Below are 24,512 nucleotides of genomic sequence, written 5' to 3'. Positions count from 1 at the left end.
TATGGAGAGAGCAATATTTGAAGCGATAAAGCTTGCTGTCACAAAAATTCCCGACGACGTTGTTAAATCCTTGCGAGAGGCCTACGAAAAGGAAGATAACCCAACTGCAAAGTTCAACCTTGAAAACATTTTGAAAGCCGTTGAAATTGGAAAGCGAGAGCAAATCCCTGTATGCCAAGATACCGGAACAGTGACTTTCTTCGTAGAGGCTGGAATCGAAAGCCCATACTTAAGAGAAATCAAAGAGGCAATAGCTTCAGCTCTGGAAAAGGCAACGAAGGAAATCCCCCTAAGACCAAACTCCCTCGATGTAGTTACGAACAAAAACGTTGGGAACCTCCCGATTATTCATTGGGAGCTTGTAAATGGCGACAAGATAAGGGTAGCAATCCTCCCAAAGGGTGGAGGTAGCGAAAACTGCTCTGCCTTAGCAATGCTTACTCCCGCAGAAGGCTTTGAAGGTGTGAAGAGGGCTGTTGTTGAGAGAGTCAAAGAATGCGGCGGGAAGCCCTGTCCTCCAGTAATAATAGGAATTGGCATTGGAGGGAGTGCAGACTTTGCATTAAAGCTTGCCAAAAAAGCCCTGTTAAGACCCGTAGGAGAGAGGCACAGAGACAAAAGGATAGCAAAATTCGAGGGGGTGCTACTTGAAGAGATAAACTCTCTAGGAGTAGGCCCCATGGGGATTGGGGGAAGAACAACTGCTCTAGACGTCAAGGTTGAGATCACTTATAGACACCCGGCTTCATTCCCTGCTGGAATCGTTTTCCAGTGCTGGGCTCATAGGAGGGCTTTTCTGGAGATAAGCTCAAACGGAGATGTGAGAATATGGCAGTGAAGCTGAGAACACCCCTAAATGAGAAGGAGGTATTAAAGCTCAAAGCCGGGGACTTGGTTTACCTTTCCGGAGTAATATACACGGCAAGGGACTTGGCACACAGGAAAATACTTGAGGAGGGAGCGCCTTTTGATTTAAGAGGAGCTGTTATCTATCACTGCGGCCCCATAGTACAGAAAGAGAGCGGAAGATATAGGATAGTCTCCGCGGGCCCAACAACAAGCGCGAGAATGAACAGACACCTCGAAAAAATCCTAAGCATGGGAATCAAAGGCATCATAGGGAAAGGCGGGATGAATCCAGAACCCTTTAAAGAACATAGGGCAGTTTACTTTGCATTTACTGGTGGTGCTGGCTCTCTGGCTGCAAAGAGCGTAAAAAGAGTTTTGGACGTTTACTGGCTTGAGGAGCTTGGAATTCCTGAGGCGGTTTGGGTTCTAGAGGTTGAGGACTTTCCGCTCATAGTGGGAATAGACGCTTTTGGGAACTCCTTATACTCTAACCCCCGCTGAGAACTGGCATGACCTTTATTTCATCCCCTTCCTCAACTACTGCATCTCCCCTTGCGGGCTTGCCGTTGATGAGGATTATCTTGTCATGGAATTCGTCATACCTTGGGATTAGCTCCCTAAGTATCTCATCCACGGTCTTGGGCCTGTCGAGCTTTATCTCAAGCTCTCTAGCTTTGGCAAGATGAGCAAAAGCTCCCATAAGCCTGATTTTCACCATATGCATCACCACAGATACTATTCTCTGTCAGCTGATAAATTTTGTTGTCCTTTTTACTTTGTTTTGTTGTTTGTTGTTTTTACTTTTGTCTTTTCGTTTTTTCCAATGGTAAATTATATATAGTTTGAGGGCTTATTACTTATGAAAATTTCCTCATGCTTGGGGGGGCGAATGAGAAAGATAATTGCGCTGGTAGGAATTTTATTTTTTTGTATCCCTAAATTGGTGATGAAAATGAGAAAGAGCGTTATTTGGGTGGCGGGTCTATTGTCCATTTTGGTAGTTGCACTCTTAGGTTACTCTTATGAAGCACCGGATATTCAAAAAATACAATCAAAACTGGAACAGATCCCCACGGAGGATTACATCTATGTAGAAAATGCGACCCTATATGCAGTTCAAAACGCCTCCACAGGCATTGAGCGTATAACTGCTTACCATCTAATATACCTCAAAAAGTCTAAAGGGAAGTATACCTTCAATGGCTCCGTAAGGTACTATGTAAATGGGACTTATAAGTATGGATACTCAATTTATTTTGAATTTTTCGGAGGTAATGTCTCAGGGTACGTAAACGTTAATGGTACAATGTATGACATAAAAGACAAAGAATGGGAAAAAATAACAGGAATAACAAGGGAAGAACTAATACAACGGGAAATATACTCTTCATTCCGGATAGAAAGGTTGAAAATCTTATTAAATGAGTCCAAGTGGCAGCTAAAGCAGAGGAGACTATTCTCTGGAACTTATGAATTCAAGGGAGTTTATAAGGATTCTAAGGTCGAGCTTAATAACTAACCGCCAGATATCCAAGATAACCATCAACATAGAAACTCCCTACGGATCCAAAATCCACAACGAACTGATATTGGAGAACAAGTTATCATGAGCATACCTTACTTGAACTTTTTTCATTTTCTTTTGAAAATCTCTTTTCAAAACAAGAGAAGTCAAGAAGCCCAAGAGACAAAAAAGATAAAGAAAAAAGCTCACTCGAGCTTCGTAACCTTCTCAAGCTCTGGGATGACGAACTCAAGGTTGAGCTCCTTAAGTGTCTCCTTCTTTGGAATACCCCTCTCGTCCCAGCCCCTGAGCTTGTAGTATTCGCTGAGTAGAGCGTCATACTTGTCCTTCTCAAGGTGCTGACCTTTGTATGGGCCGCTCTTAAGGCCTTCTTTGAACCACCTCTCAGGCGGATAGTCCATCTCTCTGCCCCAGTTGCCGTTGTATTCTCTAACCCAGTAAGCCCTAATGAGGGCGTAAACTCTATCGGCTGCCTTGTAGAGGTCGTCCCATGTGTACTTAACACCGGTGATTGCTTCGAGAAGCTTCGGATAGTAATCCAAGCTTAGGCCAACTTCAACCCATGGCAATCTACAGGCAGTGAGCATCTCAAAGAGGCCACCTCTAAGTCTTTGCAATTCAATAACCTTTGCGGCCTTTTCTGGGTCGTAGGTTATCTTGTACTCAACTTTCTGGGCCTTTTCGCCTTCAATTGGTGCGGTACCAATTTCCCATGCAATGACCCACGCTTCCTTGTGGTGAGCACCGATTGAACTAGTTCCATATGCCAAGGCCATTGCCGGATAGATGTAACAGTTGTAACCGCTGACCTCAAGACCTTTTACGTGCATTGCAAAGTCCTTGGCACCGAGCTTTTCGCTCATCACTTTGACACCCTCGGCTGCAAGGTTTCCAAGTTCACCCCTTCTGTAGGCTATGTCCAATGCAAGCTGCTTGGCCTTCTTGAAGTCACCAAATTCTGGAGCATCGTCATCTTTTATTATGCCCTTCTCCTTAGCTTCCATCACGTAGGATATCGCGACTCCCAGCGAGATTGTATCAAGGCCCATCTCGTCGGCAATTCTGTTGAGAACTGAGACCTCGTTAAGCTTTCCTATGCCAAGGTTTGAACCCAATAGGGCGACGTTTTCATAGTCCAGCTCACTCTCCTGACCTTCAGCATCAAGAACCACGTTTCCACAGGGCATGTTACAGTATGGACAGCCCCTCTGCTTAACCTTCATACCTTCCATTGTGTAGCCGTCTATTGAGCGGGCGAACTCAAAAGAGCCGTCGCTGAAGTTCCTCGTCGGCAAGGCGGAGTTCTCATTTGTCCATTCCACAGCGGCCATCGTTCCCTGTCTGTGCCAGAACGGATAGCCAGGTGAGTTGAGAATTGCATCGTAGGCTTCTTGTGAAAGTTCTTTAAGCTTCTCCTTGTCCGCAACGGGAATTTCCTTGGTACCCTTGATAACTACCGCCTTGAGCTTTTTGCTTCCCATTACTGCACCCATACCGGGTCTTCCGGCAGCCCTTCCTTCCTGGGAGATAACAACGGCATACTTAACGAGGTTCTCTCCACCGGGACCTATGCTTAGAATTCCGACGTTTTTGCCGTGTATCTCTTTGAGTTCCCTTTCAGTTTCAAAGGTGGTTTTGCCCCAGAGGCCCTCAGCACTCAAAATGCTAACGTTATCATCCTCTATGTAGATGTAAACCGGCTTTTTGGCCTTACCTTCAACAACGAGCGCATCATAACCGGCTTTTCTTAAATGCACAGTAGCCATTGTTCCAAGGTTCCCATCACCATAACCGCCTGTTAGGGGGCTCTTAGCAGCTATAACCATCTTTCCGCCGCTTGGGGTTGGAAGACCGTTGAAAGGACCGGTGGCAAATACAAGCTTGTTCTTTGGGCCAAGAGGATCCACGTTTTTGGCTTCGTTCCAGAGAATCCATGCTGCTAAACCTCTACCACCAATAAAATTCTTCGCAACTTCCGGAGAATATTCCTGCACCCAAACTTTGTTGTTTGTTAGATCAACTCTTAGGATTCGTCCCCACCAACCGTTCATAGAAGACCACCAAAGTTCATTAACGTTTGAATTTTAATAAAGGTTTTGGGTTCATAAAATAGTTTAATTGACGTAAAGCAAGAAAACAGCTTTATTTAACAATTACTCCCCAAATAAGCTTTTTTGTTTAGCATAATTATCCGAAGAATTTTTGAGAAAGAGGCAACACAATCGAAAGCTAACCATTCCAAAATTCAAAAGGTTTAAACTTTATAATATTCCACGTACCATTTCATATCATGTGGTTCAGGAGGGTTGAGATTGAAGAAATCAGAAAAGCAAGAGAAGCGCTGCCCCATTACTTTTCGATCTTAAGCGGAGAAGAAAAGCCAAACTTCTTCTATGCAAAGCAGGTAGAGGTCAGCTTCAGAGAGGATGATGCACTTGAGAGTTTGTGGGAAATCCACGAGGAGGGCATGGAAAAGCTGAGGGAAAATGATCTAAAAGAGAGCCCCGAAAAGAGCCTCCTCGACTTGAAAGCCATAATAGCCCGTAGAATGCTTGAAAGCTGTGAGCTGTGCGAGTTTAAATGCCACGCAAATAGATTTGAAGAGATCGGCTACTGCAGAGTGAAAGAAAGTTTAGTGGCGAGTGATTTTCTCCACATAGGGGAGGAGCCAGAGCTTGTGCCGTCTTATACAGTCTTCTTTTCCGGATGCAACTTTAGGTGCGTGTTCTGTCAGAACTGGGACATAAGCCAGTACCGCGTGGGCTTGAGGTATTCTCCAGAGGATATGGCCACCAAGGTAGCCGTGGCATATGCCGAAGGGGCTAAAAACGTTAACTTCGTCGGTGGTGAGCCAACTCCTAACCTTCCTTTTATCCTTGAGACTCTAAAGTACGTCAAAGTTCCCATTCCAGTGGTCTGGAACTCAAACATGTATATGAGCGAAAAAAGCATGAAGCTTTTGGATGGAATTGTAGATGTTTATCTGGCGGATTTCAAATGGGGTAATAACGAGGATGCCCTCAAATACTCAAGAGCTCCCAGATACTGGGAAACCGTTACGAGGAACTTTTTACTGGCTAAACAGCACTACAAAGCCGAGTTCCTGATAAGGCATCTCGTAATGCCAGGACACCTGGAGTGCTGCACAAAGCCGATTTTAAAGTGGATCAGCGAAAATCTCGGTAAGAGTGTTAGGGTTAACGTGATGTTCCAGTATCGGCCGGAGTATAAAGCCCACGAATACCCCGAAATCGATAGAAGGCTCACAAACGATGAGATGTTTAAAGCGGCAGAATTTGTGAAGGAGTTTGGATTAAAAAACGCGCTGGTGGGATAAACAGAAAATCTTCAGGATTCACTATCCCCCTGCCCTTGACCTCATCAATGCATTCATAAATTTCTCGATTTCTTCACTGCTCCCATCAACCACTATCTCCCACCTGGGCATCCCAAAAAACGGCTCTGCCTCTTGGATTTCTACTCTTATTTTAGCTTTGGAATTTTCCTTGATTTTAAGAAGCTCCTCGGGAGGGATTGCAACTATTAGTTTTCTCCTCATGGAAAAAGATAGGGGAAGGATTTAAAATACCTTTCGAATCTCAGAAAACTTAATTAATCCTGAAGAAAAAAGGAAAATGGTGAGAGAAATGCAACTTCCGTCTCATAAAACAAAGATAATCGCCACAATAGGGCCTGCATCCAGGCAAAGGAGCACTATAGAAAAGATGATAGAAGCTGGAATGAGTGTCGCGAGAATAAACTTCTCCCATGGAACTTTTGAGGAGCATACAAAGACTATCGAGTTGGTGAGAGATGCTGCCGAGAAATTAGGGAGGAGAGTGGCAATTTTAGGCGATCTGCCAGGACTAAAAATGAGGGTCGGAAAGCTGAAGGGGGACTCTATAACTCTAAGAAAGGGAGAAAAAGTCGTTCTCACAACAAGAGATGTTGAAGGCGACGAAACGACCATTCCTGTCGAGTTTAAAGACTTTCCAAAGCTGGTTTCAAAGGGTGATACCATATACCTAAGCGATGGCTACATAATGCTGAGGGTTGAAGAAGTTAAGGGCAATGACGTCGAATGTGTAGTGGTTAACGGAGGAATATTGTTCTCCCACAAGGGAATAAACATTCCAAAAGCCAACCTTCCAATTGAAGCGATAACTCCAAGGGACCTCGAGATAATAGAGTTTGCAATTGAACATGGAATAGACGCCATAGGTTTGTCCTTCGTAGGCTCTGTGTATGACGTGCTCAAGGTGAAGAGCTTTCTTGCAAAGAAAAACGCAGAGCTCTTCATTATTGCAAAGATAGAGAGACCGGATGCTGTGAGAAACTTTGATGAGATCCTAAACGCAGCGGATGGAATAATGGTAGCAAGGGGCGACCTCGGTGTTGAGATGCCAATTGAAAAGCTCCCCATAATGCAAAAGCAACTCATAAAAAAGGCAAATCTAGCTGCAAAGCCAGTAATAACCGCCACCCAAATGCTTGTCTCAATGACCACTGAAAAGATACCCAGAAGGGCAGAAGTAACAGATGTCGCGAACGCAATACTTGACGGTACAGATGCCGTAATGCTTTCAGAGGAAACGGCCATAGGAAAATATCCCGTTGAAGCAGTTGAGATGATGGCAAAGATAGCTAAAGCAACAGAAGAATACAGAGAATCCCTAGGATATTCCAGACTGCGCAGTTGGATTGAATCACTGCCGCAAAAAAGCACTATAAAAGAGGCAATAACCCGCAGCGTCATAGATGCTCTCTGTGCCATAGACATAAAATACATCTTAACCCCCACAAAAACGGGGTTAACCCCAAGGTTAATATCTCGCTTCAAACCCAAGCAGTGGATCCTCGCTTTCTCAAGCAATGAAAAGGTCTGCAATAACTTGGCCTTTTCATACGGAGTCTACCCATCCCACATGGACGAGGGCTTCACTGAAAAGGACATAATAATGCTGGTAAAGGGATTGGGAATAGCTAAAGAGGATGATACAGTGCTCCTAACGGAAGGAAAACCAATAGGAAAAACCGTAGGAACAAATACAATGCGTATCTTCCAGATTCCTTAGACTTCTTCAAACATTATTCCCTTTTCCTCCATAAATTTCTTTGCCTTTTCAACCTCCTCTTCCGACTCTCCAAAGATAATTATTCCGATGTATTTTCCAAAGCCCTTTGGGGAAGAGTGTATCCTCACCTTGAACTTGCCCAACGTCTCATTTAATATTGGAGCGAGCTTTGATTCGTCCGTTATCTCTGCAAGTAGCTTTCTCTGAACAAATGTTTTCTTTCCAAGTCTGGGGAGCACTTCTTCCTCAAGCATTGCCTTCATTTCCTTTGGCATTCCCGGAAGGACAAATATTTTTGTTTTTTCATGAACCAAAAACGCTCCCGGTGCAGCCCCGACAGAGTTGTTGAGCATCTCAGCCCCCTTTGGAAGATATGCCATCTTTTTACGTGCGTCATTGATTTTCGGATCATCTACGAGGCCTTTCTCATAGAGCTCCAAGTAAAACTGTTCAATTCTCTTGAGTGCATCCTCTCTCAATTCAAGCTCAATGTCAAGGGCCTTGGCAAGGGCAAGCATTGTAACATCGTCGTGCGTGGGGCCTAATCCTCCAGCGATTATTAAAACTTCTGGCTTTCGGGATAGCGACTCTCTGATTACAGTTTTTATATCTTCAACGTCATCCCCCACAGTTGTTATTCTCTTCACCCAGTAGCCTCTTTCCGTGAGCTTTTGGGCTATAAATGCGGAATTGCTGTCGACAGTGTTGCCCGTCAGCAGTTCATCTCCCACAGTAACTATCTCCGCAAACATATCTACCACCCTAATTCAATTGAACTTTCTGGATTTAATCTTTACAGTTCATTCAGGAGGTATGCCCCGTTATCCTAACAGTATCCTCTCCCATAGAAACCCTTTAAAAGCCCAATTTCAAACCCACTCACAATGATAGAGACAGTGAAAGACGACTTTGTTAAGACTTATCGTTTGCATCAAAGCCTTGAAGCCCTCGAGCGGGTTAGGGGAGAGATTAGTGAAGAAGCCTATGAAAGGTTAAAAAGCCTAGTCCATTACAGACTTTACGGGAAAGAATTTAATAGAGAAAAAATCAGGGAAAAAATCGCCCTCGCATTTTCAATGGGAAGCGACAGCACTGCCTCGCTTTTAATCCTTCGATGGGCGGGATTTGAAGTAGTCCCGGTTATGGTAAAGCTCCCTCAAATGAGGGACGTAATACTCTTCAGAGCTCAGGAGTACGGAGCAGTTTTTGTTGAAATCCCGGAATACATGGAGACTATAAGCGCGCAGATAAAAAAGAAGGCTCCTATCTGCGGTAAATGTCATTCAATGATAATGGAAGCAGTTAAGGACTACGCAAGGAAAAACGGGATAAAAATAGTTGCTTCAGGGGACCTGCTGAGCTTCGGAAGCATTTCGATTTACAAAGAGGAAGACCTGATAAAGCTAAACCTACCTGCCTTTTTAGCCCTTGATAAAAGAGAAGCAATAAGCCTCCTCGGCAGAAAATACGCATTGGGCTTTGGATGTTCCTTGTGGAAAAACGCTACCAAAAGTGCGCCGATTTTAAAACGCTTCGGCATTCAGAGAGTGTTAAGGGAGCTCAGAGCGGGAGCGATAGACAAGGAGATAGCAAATGCCCTCATCAGAGACATCCTCAAAAATTGAGGGGGTGAGAGCATGAAAAGAGAGCAGTCTCTGCTTCAAATCATTAAGGAGCGAGCTGCAAAAATCTCCATTCGGAAGAGAAAGAAAAGAAACCTCCTTCTTCTTGCAATTTCAATGTTCTTAGCCAATGTAAGCTGGGGAATAGCCTATCCATACCTCGGTGTATACATGAAAGCCCTGGGAGGATCACTTTTTCTTGTCGGGCTTTTGAGTGTTGCTTTCAATTTGACATCCAGCATAGCCCAGTACCCCTTTGGATACCTTTCCGATAAAACCGGTAGAAGAAAACCGTTCATAGCATTTGGAATCTTTTCTTCAGGTATTGCGTACCTTTTTGTAATATTTGCCACAACTCCCTCAGCGCTCCTCGGGATAAGGATTCTTCAGGGAGTGTTAAGCTCTTCAATTTTTCCCGCCCATACTGCCTTTATTACCGAGCTTTCGGTTATGGAAAAGGTGGGTTCAACATTTGGGTTCTTTAACTTCGTTGAAAATATGGGGTACATGCTGGGGAACTTTGTGGGAAGCGGAATAGTTAAAGTCCTCGGTATCAAAAGTGCTTTTATTATCTCCGCACTGATATCAATTGTTTCAGCCGGAATAGTGATGCTTATCAAAGAAACCCCTCACCAAACTTCACATTCTGAGGGGTTGATACTAACTCAGGAAAGCAGAGAGAGCGAGAGGGTTATTTTCAAGGGTAGCGCTTTTAAGAGCCTTCTGAAGGGAAAGCTGGGCATTTTTTACTTATCCGTCTTGTTTGCAATGATAGCTTCCGGCCAGGTTTACTCCGTGCTCTCCGTGTACTTTGAAGAGAGATTTGGGAGCCAATGGGTTGGAATTCTCTTCGGTGTTGATTCCCTAGCAGCTGCCTTAAGTGCCCCCTTCATAGGCAGGGCTATTGATAAAAAGGGCGCGAAAAAGATTTTCATCTTGTCGCTAGTGGGTTACATGGTGGTGTTCTACGGGTATGGAGCAGTTAAAAGCATAAATCTGATGATAGCCCTTTCAATACTCTCGGGAGTGAAGTGGTCTGCCTTTGTTAGCGCAGCATCAGCCTACGTAGCACTGAAAACAGAGGACAGGATAAGGGCACAGGCTATGGGAATGCTAAATACGATGATGAGCATCGGATGGGTCGTTGGGCCTCTAATAGGGGGATATCTAAGCGAAATAAGCTTTGGACTTAACTTCTTATCTTCGTTAGTACCCCTTGCTCTGGCAGTTGCGTTGATGTTTGCTCCAAAAAATCTTAAAAGGCACTAAAGGAAGGTAGTCATATGCTCTACATCGAAATACTTGGAAATCTTCCGGAAATGGCTCAAGGCGAAGTTAAAGCGTTACTGGAAATGGCTAGCCCAGAGTTTAAAATCATTGAGAGGGATTACCTGTTCCTTGCTGTTAAGGGCGATAAAAGGGCGTTTCCATTCCTCGATAGGCTAGGCCTGGCACACGAATACGGCGAGCTTTTGTTTTCCGCTGAGAGCCCGGAGGAACTGTATTCAAAAGCAGAGAGTATTGAATGGGAAAAATACATCAGGGGAACTTTTAAAGTGGACCGGGAAACCATGGTAAACTGCTCGCATGAAGTAGAAGATGTTGAAAGAAAAGTTGGGGCAATAGTTTCAAAAAGAGGGTTCAAAGTGAATCTAAGCTCTCCCCAAACATTAATCAGAGTTTACTGCGGAAAAAAGCTCTGGGTTGGAGTTAGAAAGAAATTTTTCGAAGCGAAGGAGTTTAACGAGCGAAAAGCTGACAAAAGGCCATTCTACAAACCCATAGCCTTGCCCCCAAGAGTAGCGAGAGCAATGGTCAATCTGGCAAGGGCTAGAAAGGAAGTTCTTGACCCTTTTATGGGGACGGGTGGAATACTCATAGAGGCAGGACTCATGGGACTGAAGGTCTATGGGGTAGACCTAAGGAGAGACATGGTCGAAGGTGCCAGGAGGAATCTGGAACATTATGGAGTCAAAAACTACGTTTTAAAGCAGGGGGATGCTACAAGGCTTAGAGAGCTCTTTCCGGATAAAACGTTTGAAGCTGTTGCAACTGATCCTCCTTACGGAACCTCCGCAACCCTAGGGGGGAGAAAAAGAGAGGAACTGTATGAAAAAGCCCTCGCAAGCATATATGAAGTGCTTGATGGATATTTAAGCATAGCTTTTCCCGCGCAGTTCAATGCCGAGAGGGTAGCTGAGAGGATTGGGTTTGAAGTTTTGGAAAAATATTACCAGAGGGTTCACTCCTCTCTAGATAGATATTTCTATGTTATGCGCATCTAAAGCACCTTTCTCGAAATCTGTCTCATGTTCTTCTTTTTTGTGTTTATAACTTGGTTTTAGATTTTAACAAAAAAGTTATAAAATTCTCGGAGTGCATAAAATTGGGTGGAAACATGGAAGGGTATGACATAAGACCCGTAGAGAAGAATAAAAGGACGTTTACTTTCCTAACAATCTTCGCAATATGGTTCGGAGCAGGAATAAGCATTGCAGAATTCTGGGCAGGGGCTTTGCTAACTCCAGCGCTCTCACTTGGTATGGCGGTACTGGTAATAATCATCGGCCACATCTTGGGAAATGCAGTGATGGGTTTAATAGCCATCGAAGGTGAGGAAACTGGACTACCAACTATGGTGCTCTCTAGGGCTCCTCTCGGAATCAAAGGTTCGATTTTACCGTCACTCTTGAACTACCTCCAGCTTATAGGGTGGACAGCAATAATGCTCATAGTTGGAGCAAACGCCATGAATGCAGTATCAAAAGTCCTCGGTTTTGAGAGCTATGCCCTCTGGGTAATTCTCCTGGGCATCCTCGTTACAGGATGGACATATATTGGTCCAAAAAACTGGGAAAAGCTCGAAAAAATAGCAGCTCTGCTTTTGCTTGCATTGAGCCTGTGGCTTACCTACGTTACACTCAAGAGGTTCCCCTTAGGTGAGCTCCTTTCCAAGCCCGGAACTGGAGAAATAGGCATTATGCTAGCGCTGGACTTGGTAATAGCAATGCCTCTTTCTTGGGCGCCACTAATAGCAGACTATTCGAGGTTCGCCAAAGGTAAGGGCTCAGCATTTTGGGGCACCTACTTAGGCTACTTTGTGTCCTCAAGCCTGTTCTACTTTGTTGGGGCTTTGACAAACATGGCAATCGGCGAAGGAGACCCCATTAAGATCATAGCCGCCTACGGCATTGGAATTCCGGCCATGCTGGTAATTATTTTCTCCACGGTCACCACAACGTTCCTCGACGTTTACTCAGCCGCAATAACCTACAAGAACATCTCACCGAAAGCGGACGCAAAGAAACAGGTACTCCTAGTTGGTTTCCTTGGGACTCTATTAGCCCTTGTTTTCCCAATGGAGCAGTATGAAAGCTTCTTGCTTCTCATAGGTGGAGCGTTCGTGTCTCTAGCTGCAATAATGATAACAGACTACTTCCTAGTCAGAAAGACCTATACTCCAGAGGAGCTGCTCGATGAAAACGGCCCATTTGCTGGATACAACTTAAAGGCAGTAGCAATCTGGGCGATAGGGTTTGCATTCTATATGGGGCTGGCTGTGGAAGGCCTCTTTGGGCTTCACATTCCGATTTTAAGTGAACTTGGCTTCAGGCTCGGCTCAAGTATTCCAACGTTTCTTCTTGTGAGCACCATTTACTACTTGCTTGAGAGGTGGTGAAGATGGAGTGGATCGGCGAAGCACTTGAAAAATTAAGAGAAAAAAGGCCACTGGTGCACAACATCACGAACTATGTTGTGATGAACACCACCGCAAATGCTCTCCTTGCAGTAGGAGCTTCACCCGTCATGGCCCATGCGATAGAGGAGCTCGAAGAGATGGTTAGCTTAGCTGATGCACTCGTAATAAACATTGGAACCCTCGATGAGCATAAGATATACTCAATGTTTAAAGCCGTTGAGGTTGCCAAAGAGCTCAAAAAGCCAGTAGTTCTTGATCCCGTCGGTGCTGGGGCAACAAAGCTGAGGACAAAGACCTCTCTAAACCTGCTGGAATTAGGGGATATAAGCGTGGTGAGGGGCAACTTCGGTGAGATAGCCGCCCTTCTTGGCAAGCATGGCAAAACTAGGGGCGTGGATTCAGCAGTTTATGATAAAGATGCCGCGAAAGACCTAGCCAAGAAAGCGGCTGAAAAGTTCGGAACGGTGGTAGCGGTTACCGGTGCTGTGGACTACGTGAGTGATGGCGAGAGAACTTATGCCATAGAAAACGGAACCTCTATGCTCGGAAGGGTTACGGGAACCGGGTGCATGGCTACAGCAATAATAGGAGCATTTTTAGCAGTTGAAGAACCTTTGAAAGCCGCTATAGCGGGGCTCACAACATTTGAAATCGCTGCTGAGAAAGCTGTTGAAGAGTCCCCATATCCGGGAAGCTTTCACATGAAGCTCTACGACTGGCTCTACAGGATTGATGGGGCGCTCATAAAAGAGAGGGCGAAGGTGAGGGAAGTTGAACCTTAGAAAAAAGCTGAGGCTTTATGTTATAACTGATAGAAGGTTGAAGCCAGAAGTAGAAAGCGTGAAAGAAGCCCTCGAAGGTGGTGCAACCTCCATCCAGCTCAGGATAAAAAACGCTCCAACGAGAGAGATGATAGAAATCGGCAAAGAAATAAGAAAGCTCACAGAGGAGTACGACGCCCTCTATTTCGTTGATGACAGAGTGGATGTGGCTTTAGCAACAAACGCAGACGGAGTCCAGCTGGGTCTAGAGGATATGCCCATTTCCCTGGCTAGAGATATAGCGCCGAATTTGGTTATTGGGGCTTCGGTTTACAGTTTGGAGGAAGCTCTGCACGCGGAAAAAGAAGGGGCCGACTACTTAGGGGCAGGTTCAGTCTTTCCCACATCCACAAAGAAAGATGTCAGAGTTATCGGCATAGAGGGGCTTAGGAGAATAGTGGAGTCGGTGAAAATTCCCGTTGTGGCTATAGGGGGTATAAACCACGAAAACGTTAAGGAAGTCCTCAAAACCGGCGTCGATGGAGTTGCAGTAATTTCCGCGATAATGGGGGCTGAAAACATAAGAGAAGCCACTGAAAGAATGAAAAAGATTATAGAGGAGGTTATCAGATGAAGGCTGAAACAAAGACACAAAAGCTCGCTTATGTAGGCATTTTCACTGCATTGGGGGTAATTCTGGGCACGATTTCTTTTCCAGTTGGTCCAACAAAAGTCGCTCCTTTCCAGCACTTTATAAACGTAATAACGGGAGTCCTGTTAGGCCCCTGGTGGGCCTCTTTAACGGCACTTTTCATAGGGATACTGAGAATGTCTCTAGGAGTGGGCACAATATTCTCAATACCCGGTGGAATCCCAGGGGCTTTCACTGTAGGACTGGCTTATAAACTCATGAAGAACGACTGGGTTGCTTTTAGCGAGCCCCTTGCTACAGTTTTTATAGGAGGCACGTTAAGTGCTCTATTATTTGGCCCTCTCATAAATGTTTACAAGGGAGTTACATGGTTCTGGATTGCTTTTGCTCCAAGCACTCTAGTGGGTACCACTTTGGGATTCTTCACCCTTAAAGCTCTAAGAAGAATGGAGGTGATAGAGTGATTAAGAAGGCCCTGACTATAGCAGGAAGTGATAGTGGAGGTGGGGCGGGGATAGAGGCAGACTTAAAGACCTTCTCTGCCTTTGGTGTTCATGGCTTGGTTGCAATAACCTCAGTAACAGCCCAAAACACCCAAGAAGTAAGGGCGATATATGATGTTGCACCAGAAGTTGTTGCAAAGCAGATAGAAGCGGTTGCCGATGACATAGGAGTTGATGCAGCAAAGACCGGAATGCTGAGCAATGCGGAGATCATCAAGGCTGTCGCAAAGACTGTGAGGAAGTATGACTTTCCACTGGTGGTTGATCCAGTGATGATAGCCAAGAGCGGAGCACCTCTGCTGAGAGAAGATGCAATGGATGCCCTTATCGAGAAGATCATCCCTCTCGCAAAGGTTGTAACTCCCAACAAGCCGGAAGCCGAAAAGCTGAGCGGAATGAAGATTAAGAGCCTTGAAGACGCAAGAAAGGCTGCAAAAATCATAGTGGAGGAGCTTGGAGCTGAAGGGGCAATAGTCAAGGGTGGGCATCTTGGACTGAGCGAAGCTGTTGACGTGCTATACTTCCACGGTGAGTTCAAAGAGTACAGGGCACCGTTTGTTGACGGCTGTACCCACGGCACAGGATGTTCTTTTTCTGCAGCAATAACGGCAAATCTAGCCAAGGGAAAAGAGCTTGAGGAGGCAGTTAGAATTGCAAAGGAGTTCATAACGATGGGAATCTACTATGGAGCAAAGATAGGTCACGGACACTGCCCCGTTAACCAGAACGCCTGGATAGAGATTCCTGCTGAAAAATGGAGGGTTTATGAAGCTCTAAGGAATGCCGTCAAGGAGCTCCTGGCAATTGAAGGGCTTTCTCATTACGTGCCAGAAGTGGGCATGAACTTTGTCTACGCACTGCCAAAGCTCTACGCAAGGAGCAAAGAGAATGTTGCAGGGGTCAGGGGAAGGATAGTAAAGTTCGGAAGCACGGTAAAGCCTGTGGGCGACGTGGAATTTGGAGCCTCAGACCACATAGCAAGGGCGGTTCTAACCTTTATGGAATTCTTCCCCGAAACAAGAAGCGCATTAAACTTAAAATACAGCAAGGGGCTGATTAAGAAAGCCTCCGAGTTGGGGCTTAGAGTTTCATTCTACGACAGAAGAGAGGAGCCAGAGGGAATAAAAGCCAAAGAAGGAAGCACTATTCCGTGGGGAATACGAACTGCAATTGAAAGGGTAAACAGCAAACCTGACATAATTTACCACCTCGGGGATTGGGGCAGGGAGGCAATGATCCTAATATTTGGGGAGAGCCCAGAGATTGTATTAAGAAAACTCAAAATGCTTATCCAATAGTCTTGTATCATGTTTGGATTCTCTCTTTTTGGTTTTTCTGCTTTCTGAAGGATTAATTTTGAGTTTAAGGCTCTAGGAATGCTCTGGAAGTCTTTAGTAACTGAAGGTTACTATCTTACAAAGAGTTACAAGTTTTTGAGAGTTTTGTAACGAAATTTTTTCGAAGTTTTGAGTTGAGGCTTCTTAGGGCTTCTTTGGTATTCTCTCCTCGTGGAAATTTAACCATTTTTAGTTTAAGGCGGTTTTATTGGGTTATTTTTGATTTAAGCTCCTATTTTGCCCCTGGAAGTCTTATGAACAAAGTTGGGCATGGGGAAAAAGGAGGAGCTTTAAGTAGGCTAGAGCTTTAAAGTTTTTTCTGGAAGCTCGAATTTGAGCTTTTTGAGGGGAGTTTTATTGACCCCTTGAAGAAAAGCTTATAAGATTCAAGCCTTCTAATTACTCTTTGAGGAGTTTAGAGGAAAAATCGCCCCTGTTCCAATAAGACTTTAAAAGAATTGAAAGTTCACTAAGGGTTTTTTCATGTTCTCTTTCATGATAGCGGTTCCAATAAGACTTTAAAAGAATTGAAAGAATCATCGGCGTATGCATCATAATAAGCATGGCAATATTCTATTGTTTGGTTCCAATAAGACTTTAAAAGAATTGAAAGAAGGTAGTTAAGCCGGCTACGAGAGTGGTCAAGAGGGCGTTCCAATAAGACTTTAAAAGAATTGAAAGTTGCGTTCACGTCCTCCAGCGGCAAAGCCTCGGCGTCGTAGTTCCAATAAGACTTTAAAAGAATTGAAAGATATATGACTTTCGCAACGCACTATATAGCACTATATTCCCACGTTCCAATAAGACTTTAAAAGAATTGAAAGAGGAGATTTACAGGGGTCTCATTAAGCACCCGAAGACCGTTCCAATAAGACTTTAAAAGAATTGAAAGCCGAACTAAGGAGCGAAGTATATCCGCTGTCCTGATAAGCGTTCCAATAAGACTTTAAAAGAATTGAAAGATTTTGGGATGCTTTTGAAAGACCAAGATAAGGAGGGTTCGGTTCCAATAAGACTTTAAAAGAATTGAAAGGATACCGACCTTTGCGGAAGCTTTCCACCGCTATGTTGAGTTCCAATAAGACTTTAAAAGAATTGAAAGCTTATTGTTCACTTTATACCAGTTAAGGGAGAGGGAGGTTCCAATAAGACTTTAAAAGAATTGAAAGAAGAGAGCCTTAACCTTTTGATTAGGTTCAACACAAGCGTTGTTCCAATAAGACTTTAAAAGAATTGAAAGCCCGGAAAAAATAGGGTTAAGAAGATAGGTTCTTTTGAGTTCCAATAAGACTTTAAAAGAATTGAAAGAAAGCTCTTAGCTTTTCAATGTTCTTAGGGTCATAAGGTTCCAATAAGACTTTAAAAGAATTGAAAGTCAAATTCTTTTTAGCTCTTTCAAGAACTGGATTTTCAGTTCCAATAAGACTTTAAAAGAATTGAAAGTTGGTTCGGTGGGTAGTGTTAAGCCCTGTGTGGCCGCTTGTTCCAATAAGACTTTAAAAGAATTGAAAGGATAAACAGTGAAATAGACGCAGTAAAGCGGGTTTTGTTCCAATAAGACTTTAAAAGAATTGAAAGATGAGCACATTTATTTTGAACATGAACATATTTGAGCGTTCCAATAAGACTTTAAAAGAATTGAAAGCCACCGCGGATGTTATGCAAATTTTCGGGGAACGCGGGTTCCAATAAGACTTTAAAAGAATTGAAAGTGGGCTTAACCACGTAAGCTTGAATATAATAAAGCCCGTTCCAATAAGACTTTAAAAGAATTGAAAGAATATATTACGCACTTTAACCATATGGTCACCCCCTTGTTCCAATAAGACTTTAAAAGAATTGAAAGCTTACAGAGGAGGAAAAGACAAGATACGCCCAAGAAAGTTCCAATAAGACTTTAAAAGAATTGAAAGTCCTAACCTTTCTATGGATAAGTTAGCAGCACTCATGTTCCAATAAGACTTTAAAAGAATTGAAAGATTTGTTTTATTGCGATATAATCCGCACTAACCAGGTGTTCCAATAAGACTTTAAAAGAATTGAAAGCTAGCATAGCTATCCTTAAGCAAACTACTAAACAACGTTCCAATAAGACTTTAAAAGAATTGAAAGGAAAACGTCTTGGGGGGTGGCATTGCTCCAAAACCACGTTCCAATAAGACTTTAAAAGAATTGAAAGAAGGACTCGAAGCTGATGTCGTCTTTTTCCACCGTTCCAATGTTCCAATAAGACTTTAAAAGAATTGAAAGTGTATGTATTTGTTGCTGGTGGTAGTCTATCGAGTGAAAGTTCCAATAAGACTTTAAAAGAATTGAAAGTGCGCTTCCTAGCCATACTGCATCACCCTCTCTTTTTGTTCCAATAAGACTTTAAAAGAATTGAAAGTGTGCCAGTATCTCGAATTTCCAAAAATCTTGGTTAGGAGTTCCAATAAGACTTTAAAAGAATTGAAAGCGCTTAGGCGAAATCTTAAAAACAATAAAAGCGAAATCAAAGAACTCTTTCCAGGATTTCCCTCAGGTCTTTCAAAAACTCCTCAAGGTGCTCCCTCTTTACGTGGGGCATCATAACTATCCTTATGTACCCCCTGTGGGCGCTTATTCCCCAGCCTCTGGCTTTGAGCTCGGCCTCAATTTTCTTAAGCTTCCTGGAGCCGAAGGAGACTATGTTCAACATGGGCTCCCTTATAAGGTATACCCCATTTAGACCCTTTATTTGCTCCGCGAACCAGTAAGCATTTTCCATAGCCTCCTTGACAACTCTCTTGTATCCTTCAAAGCCAAGATGCTTGAGGAGGGCCCATACTGCTATTGCATTTGCACCTGGCCTAGTGCCGGTAATGGTCGCCTGGAATATCTTTCCTCCAGCTAAATAAGGTGCTAAAACGTTTATGGCCTCTATGTACTTTTTCTTTCTAAAAACTATCCCCCCAGCAGGGATTGGGGCCATGCCCATTTTGTGGGGGTCTATGGTAACGCTCTGCACACCCTTGAGCTTGAAATCGAAATCCGGCAACTCGTAACCCAGAGCCTTCGCAAAGGGTATTACAAAACCTCCAAAGGCTGCGTCAACATGAAGGGGAATCCCGTAATCAACAGCAATGTCTGAAAGAGCGGGGATGTCATCGACAACTCCCAGCCCGGTTGTACCGGCAATTCCAACTATGCCAATGGTGTTATCGGTTATCTTACTCTCAACATCTTTGACGTTAACAGAATAGTCCCTATTAAGTTCGGCCCACACCAGCTTTACCCTCAGCAAATCACTCGCCTTTAGAAAAGAGAAGTGAGCACTTTTTGGGAGGATCAACTCGGGCTTCTCAACATCGGATATATTGCGAAAAGCCCTTACGGCCAAGATATTTGCCTCGGTACCACCGCTCACTATGTTACCGTAGGCCTTCTTTAAATGTAAAAGTTCTCCAAGCATCTGAACGGCTTCTTCCTCGATTTTTTTGCTTCCATTATGCAACCCCGGATCGCCCAGGTTCCTATCTATATACTTCTGGATTATCTTTTGAGCAAGCGGATGAGGATAAGTACACATGGATCCCAAAATCCTGCCCGAATCAAAAGTTAGGTCAACTTTAAGCCTTTCCTCAAGTTCAGCAAGCACTTCCTCTTCGCTCATTCCTTCCTTTGGAATCATGCTCTCACCGACCTAGACTCATCAGCATAGCCTTTAAGCTTTTGTCACTCCTCCCTTATGCGAGATAAATAAAGTTTGAAAAACTGGGGAGTCGTTACAGCAGTCAGCATTGAGACTATGACACTGGTTGCAAAGAGGCCTTGGTCTATTAGCCCCTCTTCAATTCCGAACTTTAGTATGGCAAGGTCCAGGCTGCCCCTTCCACCCATACCGATTCCAACGAGCATTGCCGATTTCCAGTCAAATCCAAATGCTCTCATTCCAAGTCCACAGCCGAGGAGCTTTCCTAAAACTGCAGCCAGATAAAGAAGGACTATCAAAGCGACGTTGAGCTCATTGAGAGAGGGATTAAACATCAGCCCCACGTAAATAAAGAAGAGAGGCATGAAGAACTCTGTAAGGACTACCTGCAGGTCCCCAATAAGCTCGTTAAGCTTTATCTTGCTTAACACGAGGGGATCTCTCCTCTCTCTGAGTCTGCTTATTGTTAAGCCCGCAAGATAGGCACCAATTATCTGGTGCAGGCCCACCATTTCAGCCACTATTGCTAAGAAAAATGTGAGGATTATCGTAAAAGTGAAGAATATGTTGAGGTTCCTCAATATGCCGTAAAACCTCACAGAGCGCTTGAAAATGTATTCAGAAAGTAAGAGAACTGCTGCTATGAATATGGCTATCTTAATTGTCAAAACAACCAAGGGGAAGAGTGCAAGCTCGCCCTGTGTCATCGCCGTTATTATGCCAATTAGATAAACGGCCATTATGTCATCGGCAAACGCTGCCCCCATTAATATTGAAGAAATCTCCTTCCCTACCCTTGACTTCAACAACACCCCACTGGTAACTTCAATTGCAGTATTCCCCAGAGTCACCCCTACAAAAATAGCCGCAGCCAATCCCTTTCCAAAGAGATAAACCGTTGAAAAGCCAAGAAAGAATGAAAACGCAACACCCAAACCGGCCACTGTGATAGCTTTTGCTTTGTTTGATGCAATCGATGAAAAGTTGCTTGTGAGACCCATGTAGAGCATCATCATCAGAAGGCCGAACTCTGAAAGGACTTTCAATGGCTCGGAAGGAGAAATAACGTTGAGAAGAAAAGGCCCCAGTATCATTCCGGTGAGTATATGGGCAAGTATAGGGTGGACATCCTTCTTCTCAAACAGCCACTCTAAAGTCTTTGCAAAAACCAGAAGGATGGAAAGGTCAAGCATGTACTCCACTTCATACCCTCCTGCTCAGCAGAGCCCCTATTATCCACAGGAGCATTAGGAAAACTGCAAGTATCATTGCCAAGGTGGCCCCCTTGCTTGTTCCAAAGACTATTGGAATAGGGCCAATCATTATTACTCCTCCACTCTCAACGTCAGCCTCTCCCCCAGATGCTGCCATCAAAGTTCCTATGAAGATCAGCATGAAGCCTATAAATATCAGTCCCATCCCTGCCAGTATAAGCAGTTCTCCCTTCATGGCCCCTCATGGAAAACTACACTTAGAGTTTTTAAGCTTTAACGCTAAAGTTACTGAAGGAGGAACTACAGTATGCTCGTACTTGTGGATTTGGATGATACTCTCTGCAACACATGGGAGGCAGCAAGATGGAGTGTTCTTAGACTCCTGCCCCATTTGATTAGAAAAAGAAAGTTTAGGGCACTCCTTTACATTCTCACCCAGAGGTACAAAGAGCTTGAGCAGTCAAGAGAGCTGCATCTCCTTGATCTAGACGAACTGGTCGAAAATTTCATGGAGCGGATTTATCAAAAAATTTCGGAGGAAGACCTTAGAGAAATGTTTGAACTTGTTGATAGGACATTTTTCTCAAACTTAAAGCTCTACCCAGATGCCGTTGAATTCCTGAAGGGCTTAAAGGATATAAATGCTAAGGTTGTTTTAGTGACGGATTCCTCCTCTGAGTGGCAGAGAAAGAAGCTGGAGTATCTCAACCTGAAGCAATATTTTGATCACCTTATAATAAGTGGAGAGACCGGGCACAGCAAACTTGAGCCCCATAACTTTATACTTGCGAGGAAAATGTTTCCCAAGGAGGATGAAGTCTACGTAGTAGGGGATAGAGATGACACAGATATGAGAGGGGGAAAAGAAATCGGTGCAACAACAATTCTCGTAAGGAGAGGATACTTTAAATCCCTCTTACCAAAGCATGCTGATTATGTAGTTAAAGACCTCAAAGAGGCATTGGAGGTAATAAAGAATGAGCATAAAAAGCGAGCTTAAAAGAAAAGCGCTTCATCTCACAGGGCTTACAGTTCCTCTGATATATCTAACGTTTGGACAAAAAGCAGCGATAGGGTTCGTTTCATCCGCACTGATAGTTTTTTTAATTCTGGAGCCATTTAGAATAGTTGAAGGGCTGAGAGACCGGGTAAAAAGAAAGCTCGGACTTTACGTCAGAGATGAAGTGATAGCCCGCGTAGAGAGAGAACTGGACGCAATTTCAAGAGAGCATGAAAAGCATTCGATTGGAGCACATATCTATTTTACACTCGGGGCATTAATAATAGTCTGCTTTTTCCCGAGGGACATAGCCATAGGTGCCATAACAGTCGCGACCCTTGGAGATGCAGTTGCGGCAATAGTGGGAAAACCCTTTGGAAAGCACAGGTTTAAAAACGGCAAAAGCGTAGAAGGGAGCCTAGCGTATTTTTTAACCGCGTTTTTGATACTATTCTTTTTAATAGACCTTCCCCACGCCTTTGTGGGAGCCTTAGCGGGAATGTTAGCAGAGTTTTACGAGTTGCCTCCCGATGACAATTTGTCAAACCAACTTGCCGTGGCGTTTGCACTATGGACGTTTAGAAAATTCATTGGACAGTAAAAAACAAAAAGAAAGGGAAATCACCTGATGTAGACCTCTGCGAAGGTGCTTATGGTATCCATATCGCCCCACTCGTTGTCACTGTCGTGGACGCTTGGATCATCCGGAATGGTTATAACGGCCGAGTCTCCAGGGTTTGCACCTGTTATCCATGCAACTATGCTTATCTTTTCTGGTTTTCCTCCAAGCAACTCCCATGGAATAGCCATTTCAAGGCTCTGCAAGCCTTTGTCGTTTCCGAGGTATCCTATTGCAGCATTCTCGAACAATTTATAGTACTCCCATCCAGCCCCATTCCATACTGCAAGTTCCGCTGATGTTATAGTGTTTGTTCCAGGGTTTTCAAAGAACGGGCCATTCCAGTAAAGGTATACTTCCGCATCAACGCCTCTAGCGAACCCAATCTTTCTTCCCCACGCATCAGCATCTCCGGTATATCCTCCCTCTCTGTAATCAAGTGCGAAACCGTAAGCTATTCTCCATGATTCGGTGTTCTTTGTGCTCAGAGCAATGTAGAGATATTTGTCGTCGTAGTCTACGTAGAGACTGTCCAGATAAGCTCCGGCTCCCGCCCCAACTTTGTTTTGAGCTACAAGTGAGCTTTCGTCCCAATCCGTAAGGAATCCATCGATCTTCTTCTTAAATTCTAAACTCTCCAGGAATTCTGAAATCTCTCTCTGCAGCTTAACAAGGCGGATATACGCAGAGAAAATTTTTAGAGCCCCTCTCAATTCATAGTTGGGCATGTAAATGAGAGATTTGCCTTCGTTAAACAGTTTCAGGCTTTCATTGAGCTTCAGCTCAAATCCTTTTACAGTCTCAGCATATTTGGCTGGCAGACTCATGGAGGAAATATTTTCTACAAGTAGCTTTGTCTTCTCGTATTCCTCTGGATAGGTTCTAGGCCACACATACATACCGAGCCGTATAAGCTTGTTCTGCCTCTCTGCGACTTGTCCCACCACTATCCCCAGAGTTGCAACGTTGTTGTCTTCGTTAGCTTCTTCTATCTCATTGTTGGGATCGACAACCGCTTTTAGGGTGTGGATTCCCCATGCATCGGAATATTTGTAGAGATAGCCAAGCTTGACTTCAGAGTGTGCAGATACGTTAATAAGCCAGCTTTTGAGGAGAGCATCTCTATCGTAGAGCTCCACAGTTACGTTTTGAGCATCCACCTCTCCTATGTTCTTAACTGTAATTGTAATGTTAGCTGGCTGCCATTGCTCGACATTAAGTACATCTGAAGAAATGCTAACCGTAAGCTCGGGTTTTGGAATTGGGATTTCAATAACGGCAAAATTTGATAAAACGTCCTGATCAGTCCAATCATTTCCATCTACGGCTGGATCCAAGGGAACTGTATCAACAGCTGAATCCCCCTTCGCACCTCCAGCCACCCATGCGATTAGGGCGACTTCCGATGTTCTACCCCCTATTGCATCCCATGGAATTGCCATCTCGAGTACTTGTAGCCCATTGCCTGTTGTGAAATCGTAAGTAACTACACTTCCAACATCTTTGTAATCCCAACCATTTCCAGTCCACGTTATGAAGTTTCCGCCCCCAATGACGTCATTACCTCCATCGTACCAGAAGTAAATCTCATAATCAACTCCTCTCGAGAACCCTATTTTTCTATCCCATGCATCAGTATCCCCAGTGTAACCTCCTTCTTTAACATCAAAGCCGGGCGTGTTTATAGTAACCTTTATTAGGGTTTTTGCTGAATTCTTTCAGGTGGTTGTCGTGATCCCCAGATGGGATCACAGACTCAAAGACCCTGAAAGCGTGGCATTCGCAATTCTTGACGTTTTAGCAGACTTCGAATCAGAAGGAAAGCTGAAGAACCTGCCAAAATCCAAAAAATTTCCAGTAAAAACAATACTGGCAATACTCCTCTTTAAACAATACTACAACCTACCCCTCAGAGACGCCCAGCACTACGGCAGAAAATTCTTCGGAGCAAACATTCACTACTCAACCCTCCACAACTGGGAGAA

24 protein-coding genes and 1 CRISPR repeat array are annotated in these 24,512 nt (G+C 44.1%); of the genes, 16 read left to right on the top strand and 8 right to left on the bottom strand.

Annotated elements, in window-relative coordinates; genetic code table 11:
• Position 1: 1 nt before the first annotated feature.
• On the top strand, positions 2 to 838 hold the full coding sequence (locus GBV73_RS03850; protein WP_152879424.1) for a fumarate hydratase: 837 nt from the start codon (positions 2 to 4) through the stop codon (positions 836 to 838).
• Entirely contained in the window at positions 829 to 1,350 is a 522-nt protein-coding gene (locus tag GBV73_RS03845; RefSeq protein ID WP_152879422.1) for a FumA C-terminus/TtdB family hydratase beta subunit, read from the top strand. The genes GBV73_RS03850 and GBV73_RS03845 overlap by 10 nt, the downstream gene beginning before the upstream one ends.
• Here the strand turns inward: GBV73_RS03845 and GBV73_RS03840 are convergent.
• Positions 1,337 to 1,567, bottom strand: a complete 231-nt coding sequence (locus GBV73_RS03840; RefSeq protein WP_042699454.1) for a MoaD/ThiS family protein — start codon at positions 1,565 to 1,567, stop codon at positions 1,337 to 1,339. The genes GBV73_RS03845 and GBV73_RS03840 overlap by 14 nt on opposite strands.
• 171 nt (positions 1,568 to 1,738) lie before the next feature.
• Here GBV73_RS03840 and GBV73_RS03835 point away from each other — a divergent pair, with 171 nt between their 5' ends.
• Positions 1,739 to 2,368, top strand: a complete 630-nt coding sequence (locus GBV73_RS03835) for a hypothetical protein (protein WP_152879420.1) — start codon at positions 1,739 to 1,741, stop codon at positions 2,366 to 2,368.
• Positions 2,369 to 2,559: 191 nt separating this feature from the next.
• On the opposite strand, the gene for is transcribed toward GBV73_RS03835, so the two are convergent.
• Entirely contained in the window at positions 2,560 to 4,425 is a 1,866-nt protein-coding gene (gene for / locus GBV73_RS03830; protein ID WP_152879419.1) for a tungsten-containing formaldehyde ferredoxin oxidoreductase, read from the bottom strand.
• A 239-nt stretch (positions 4,426 to 4,664) separates the two neighbouring features.
• Between for and GBV73_RS03825 the strand changes: the two genes are divergently transcribed.
• Complete coding sequence (locus GBV73_RS03825; protein WP_152879417.1) at positions 4,665 to 5,711, top strand: radical SAM protein; 1,047 nt, start codon at positions 4,665 to 4,667, stop codon at positions 5,709 to 5,711.
• A gap of 21 nt (positions 5,712 to 5,732) precedes the next feature.
• On the opposite strand, the gene GBV73_RS03820 is transcribed toward GBV73_RS03825, so the two are convergent.
• Positions 5,733 to 5,933 carry a TIGR04140 family protein gene (locus GBV73_RS03820; RefSeq protein ID WP_152879415.1) on the bottom strand — a complete coding sequence of 67 codons (201 nt, stop codon included), beginning with the start codon at positions 5,931 to 5,933 and terminating at the stop codon, positions 5,733 to 5,735.
• Between the two features lie 88 nt (positions 5,934 to 6,021).
• Here GBV73_RS03820 and pyk point away from each other — a divergent pair, with 88 nt between their 5' ends.
• The gene (pyk, locus tag GBV73_RS03815) at positions 6,022 to 7,449 is read left to right on the top strand and encodes a pyruvate kinase (RefSeq protein WP_152879444.1); all 1,428 of its coding nucleotides are present in this window, start codon (positions 6,022 to 6,024) and stop codon (positions 7,447 to 7,449) included.
• On the opposite strand, the gene GBV73_RS03810 is transcribed toward pyk, so the two are convergent.
• Positions 7,446 to 8,201, bottom strand: coding sequence for a molybdopterin-binding protein (locus GBV73_RS03810; RefSeq protein WP_152879413.1), 756 nt, complete (start codon positions 8,199 to 8,201; stop codon positions 7,446 to 7,448). The genes pyk and GBV73_RS03810 overlap by 4 nt on opposite strands.
• Before the next feature lie 132 nt (positions 8,202 to 8,333).
• Between GBV73_RS03810 and GBV73_RS03805 the strand changes: the two genes are divergently transcribed.
• The 8 genes from GBV73_RS03805 to GBV73_RS03770 all read left to right on the top strand — a co-directional run bounded on the left by GBV73_RS03805 (position 8,334) and on the right by GBV73_RS03770 (position 15,985).
• Complete coding sequence (locus GBV73_RS03805) at positions 8,334 to 9,074, top strand: ATPase (protein WP_152879411.1); 741 nt, start codon at positions 8,334 to 8,336, stop codon at positions 9,072 to 9,074.
• A gap of 12 nt (positions 9,075 to 9,086) precedes the next feature.
• Positions 9,087 to 10,340, top strand: coding sequence for an MFS transporter (locus tag GBV73_RS03800; protein ID WP_152879409.1), 1,254 nt, complete (start codon positions 9,087 to 9,089; stop codon positions 10,338 to 10,340).
• 14 nt (positions 10,341 to 10,354) lie between these two features.
• Positions 10,355 to 11,356 carry a TIGR01177 family methyltransferase gene (locus GBV73_RS03795; RefSeq protein WP_152879407.1) on the top strand — a complete coding sequence of 334 codons (1,002 nt, stop codon included), beginning with the start codon at positions 10,355 to 10,357 and terminating at the stop codon, positions 11,354 to 11,356.
• Positions 11,357 to 11,469: 113 nt separating this feature from the next.
• The gene (gene cytX / locus GBV73_RS03790; RefSeq protein ID WP_152879405.1) at positions 11,470 to 12,750 is read left to right on the top strand and encodes a putative hydroxymethylpyrimidine transporter CytX; all 1,281 of its coding nucleotides are present in this window, start codon (positions 11,470 to 11,472) and stop codon (positions 12,748 to 12,750) included.
• Positions 12,751 to 12,752: 2 nt separating this feature from the next.
• A complete protein-coding gene (thiM, locus tag GBV73_RS03785) occupies positions 12,753 to 13,553 on the top strand; it encodes a hydroxyethylthiazole kinase (RefSeq protein ID WP_152879403.1) in 801 nt (266 codons plus the stop codon).
• Positions 13,543 to 14,166 (top strand): thiamine phosphate synthase, encoded by a 624-nt coding sequence (gene thiE / locus GBV73_RS03780; RefSeq protein ID WP_152879401.1) that lies wholly within the window; start codon positions 13,543 to 13,545, stop codon positions 14,164 to 14,166. Before thiM ends, thiE begins: the two co-directional genes overlap by 11 nt.
• A complete protein-coding gene (gene thiW, locus GBV73_RS03775) occupies positions 14,163 to 14,648 on the top strand; it encodes an energy coupling factor transporter S component ThiW (RefSeq protein WP_152879399.1) in 486 nt (161 codons plus the stop codon). The genes thiE and thiW overlap by 4 nt, the downstream gene beginning before the upstream one ends.
• Entirely contained in the window at positions 14,645 to 15,985 is a 1,341-nt protein-coding gene (locus tag GBV73_RS03770; RefSeq protein WP_371717002.1) for a bifunctional hydroxymethylpyrimidine kinase/phosphomethylpyrimidine kinase, read from the top strand. The genes thiW and GBV73_RS03770 overlap by 4 nt, the downstream gene beginning before the upstream one ends.
• 474 nt (positions 15,986 to 16,459) lie before the next feature.
• A CRISPR array of direct repeats spans positions 16,460 to 18,479; the repeat unit is 30 nt; unit sequence GTTCCAATAAGACTTTAAAAGAATTGAAAG.
• Positions 18,480 to 18,515: 36 nt separating this feature from the next.
• On the opposite strand, the gene mfnA is transcribed toward GBV73_RS03770, so the two are convergent.
• From mfnA to GBV73_RS03755, 3 genes are read right to left on the bottom strand one after another with little or no spacing between them, the layout of a single operon-like run.
• Entirely contained in the window at positions 18,516 to 19,673 is a 1,158-nt protein-coding gene (mfnA, locus tag GBV73_RS03765; RefSeq protein ID WP_042699495.1) for a tyrosine decarboxylase MfnA, read from the bottom strand.
• 44 nt (positions 19,674 to 19,717) lie between these two features.
• Complete coding sequence (locus tag GBV73_RS03760) at positions 19,718 to 20,896, bottom strand: cation:proton antiporter (RefSeq protein WP_371717001.1); 1,179 nt, start codon at positions 20,894 to 20,896, stop codon at positions 19,718 to 19,720.
• 1 nt (position 20,897) lies between these two features.
• On the bottom strand, positions 20,898 to 21,143 hold the full coding sequence (locus tag GBV73_RS03755; RefSeq protein ID WP_042699499.1) for a DUF131 domain-containing protein: 246 nt from the start codon (positions 21,141 to 21,143) through the stop codon (positions 20,898 to 20,900).
• A gap of 72 nt (positions 21,144 to 21,215) precedes the next feature.
• Here GBV73_RS03755 and GBV73_RS03750 point away from each other — a divergent pair, with 72 nt between their 5' ends.
• On the top strand, positions 21,216 to 21,908 hold the full coding sequence (locus GBV73_RS03750; protein ID WP_152879397.1) for an HAD family hydrolase: 693 nt from the start codon (positions 21,216 to 21,218) through the stop codon (positions 21,906 to 21,908).
• Positions 21,886 to 22,509 carry a diacylglycerol/polyprenol kinase family protein gene (locus GBV73_RS03745; RefSeq protein WP_042699501.1) on the top strand — a complete coding sequence of 208 codons (624 nt, stop codon included), beginning with the start codon at positions 21,886 to 21,888 and terminating at the stop codon, positions 22,507 to 22,509. Before GBV73_RS03750 ends, GBV73_RS03745 begins: the two co-directional genes overlap by 23 nt.
• Before the next feature lie 20 nt (positions 22,510 to 22,529).
• On the opposite strand, the gene GBV73_RS03740 is transcribed toward GBV73_RS03745, so the two are convergent.
• On the bottom strand, positions 22,530 to 23,969 hold the full coding sequence (locus GBV73_RS03740; RefSeq protein ID WP_152879395.1) for a CARDB domain-containing protein: 1,440 nt from the start codon (positions 23,967 to 23,969) through the stop codon (positions 22,530 to 22,532).
• Between the two features lie 235 nt (positions 23,970 to 24,204).
• Between GBV73_RS03740 and GBV73_RS03735 the strand changes: the two genes are divergently transcribed.
• Positions 24,205 to 24,512: hypothetical protein (locus tag GBV73_RS03735; protein WP_152878644.1), on the top strand; the 308-nt coding region annotated here is incomplete at its 3' end.

It is taken from the genome of Thermococcus sp. 101 C5 (assembly GCF_009372125.1).
Classification (GTDB): Archaea; Methanobacteriota_B; Thermococci; order Thermococcales; family Thermococcaceae; genus Thermococcus_A; species Thermococcus_A bergensis.
Note: the sequence above shows the minus strand (reverse complement) of the source record. Positions and strands in the feature narration are given on the sequence as shown.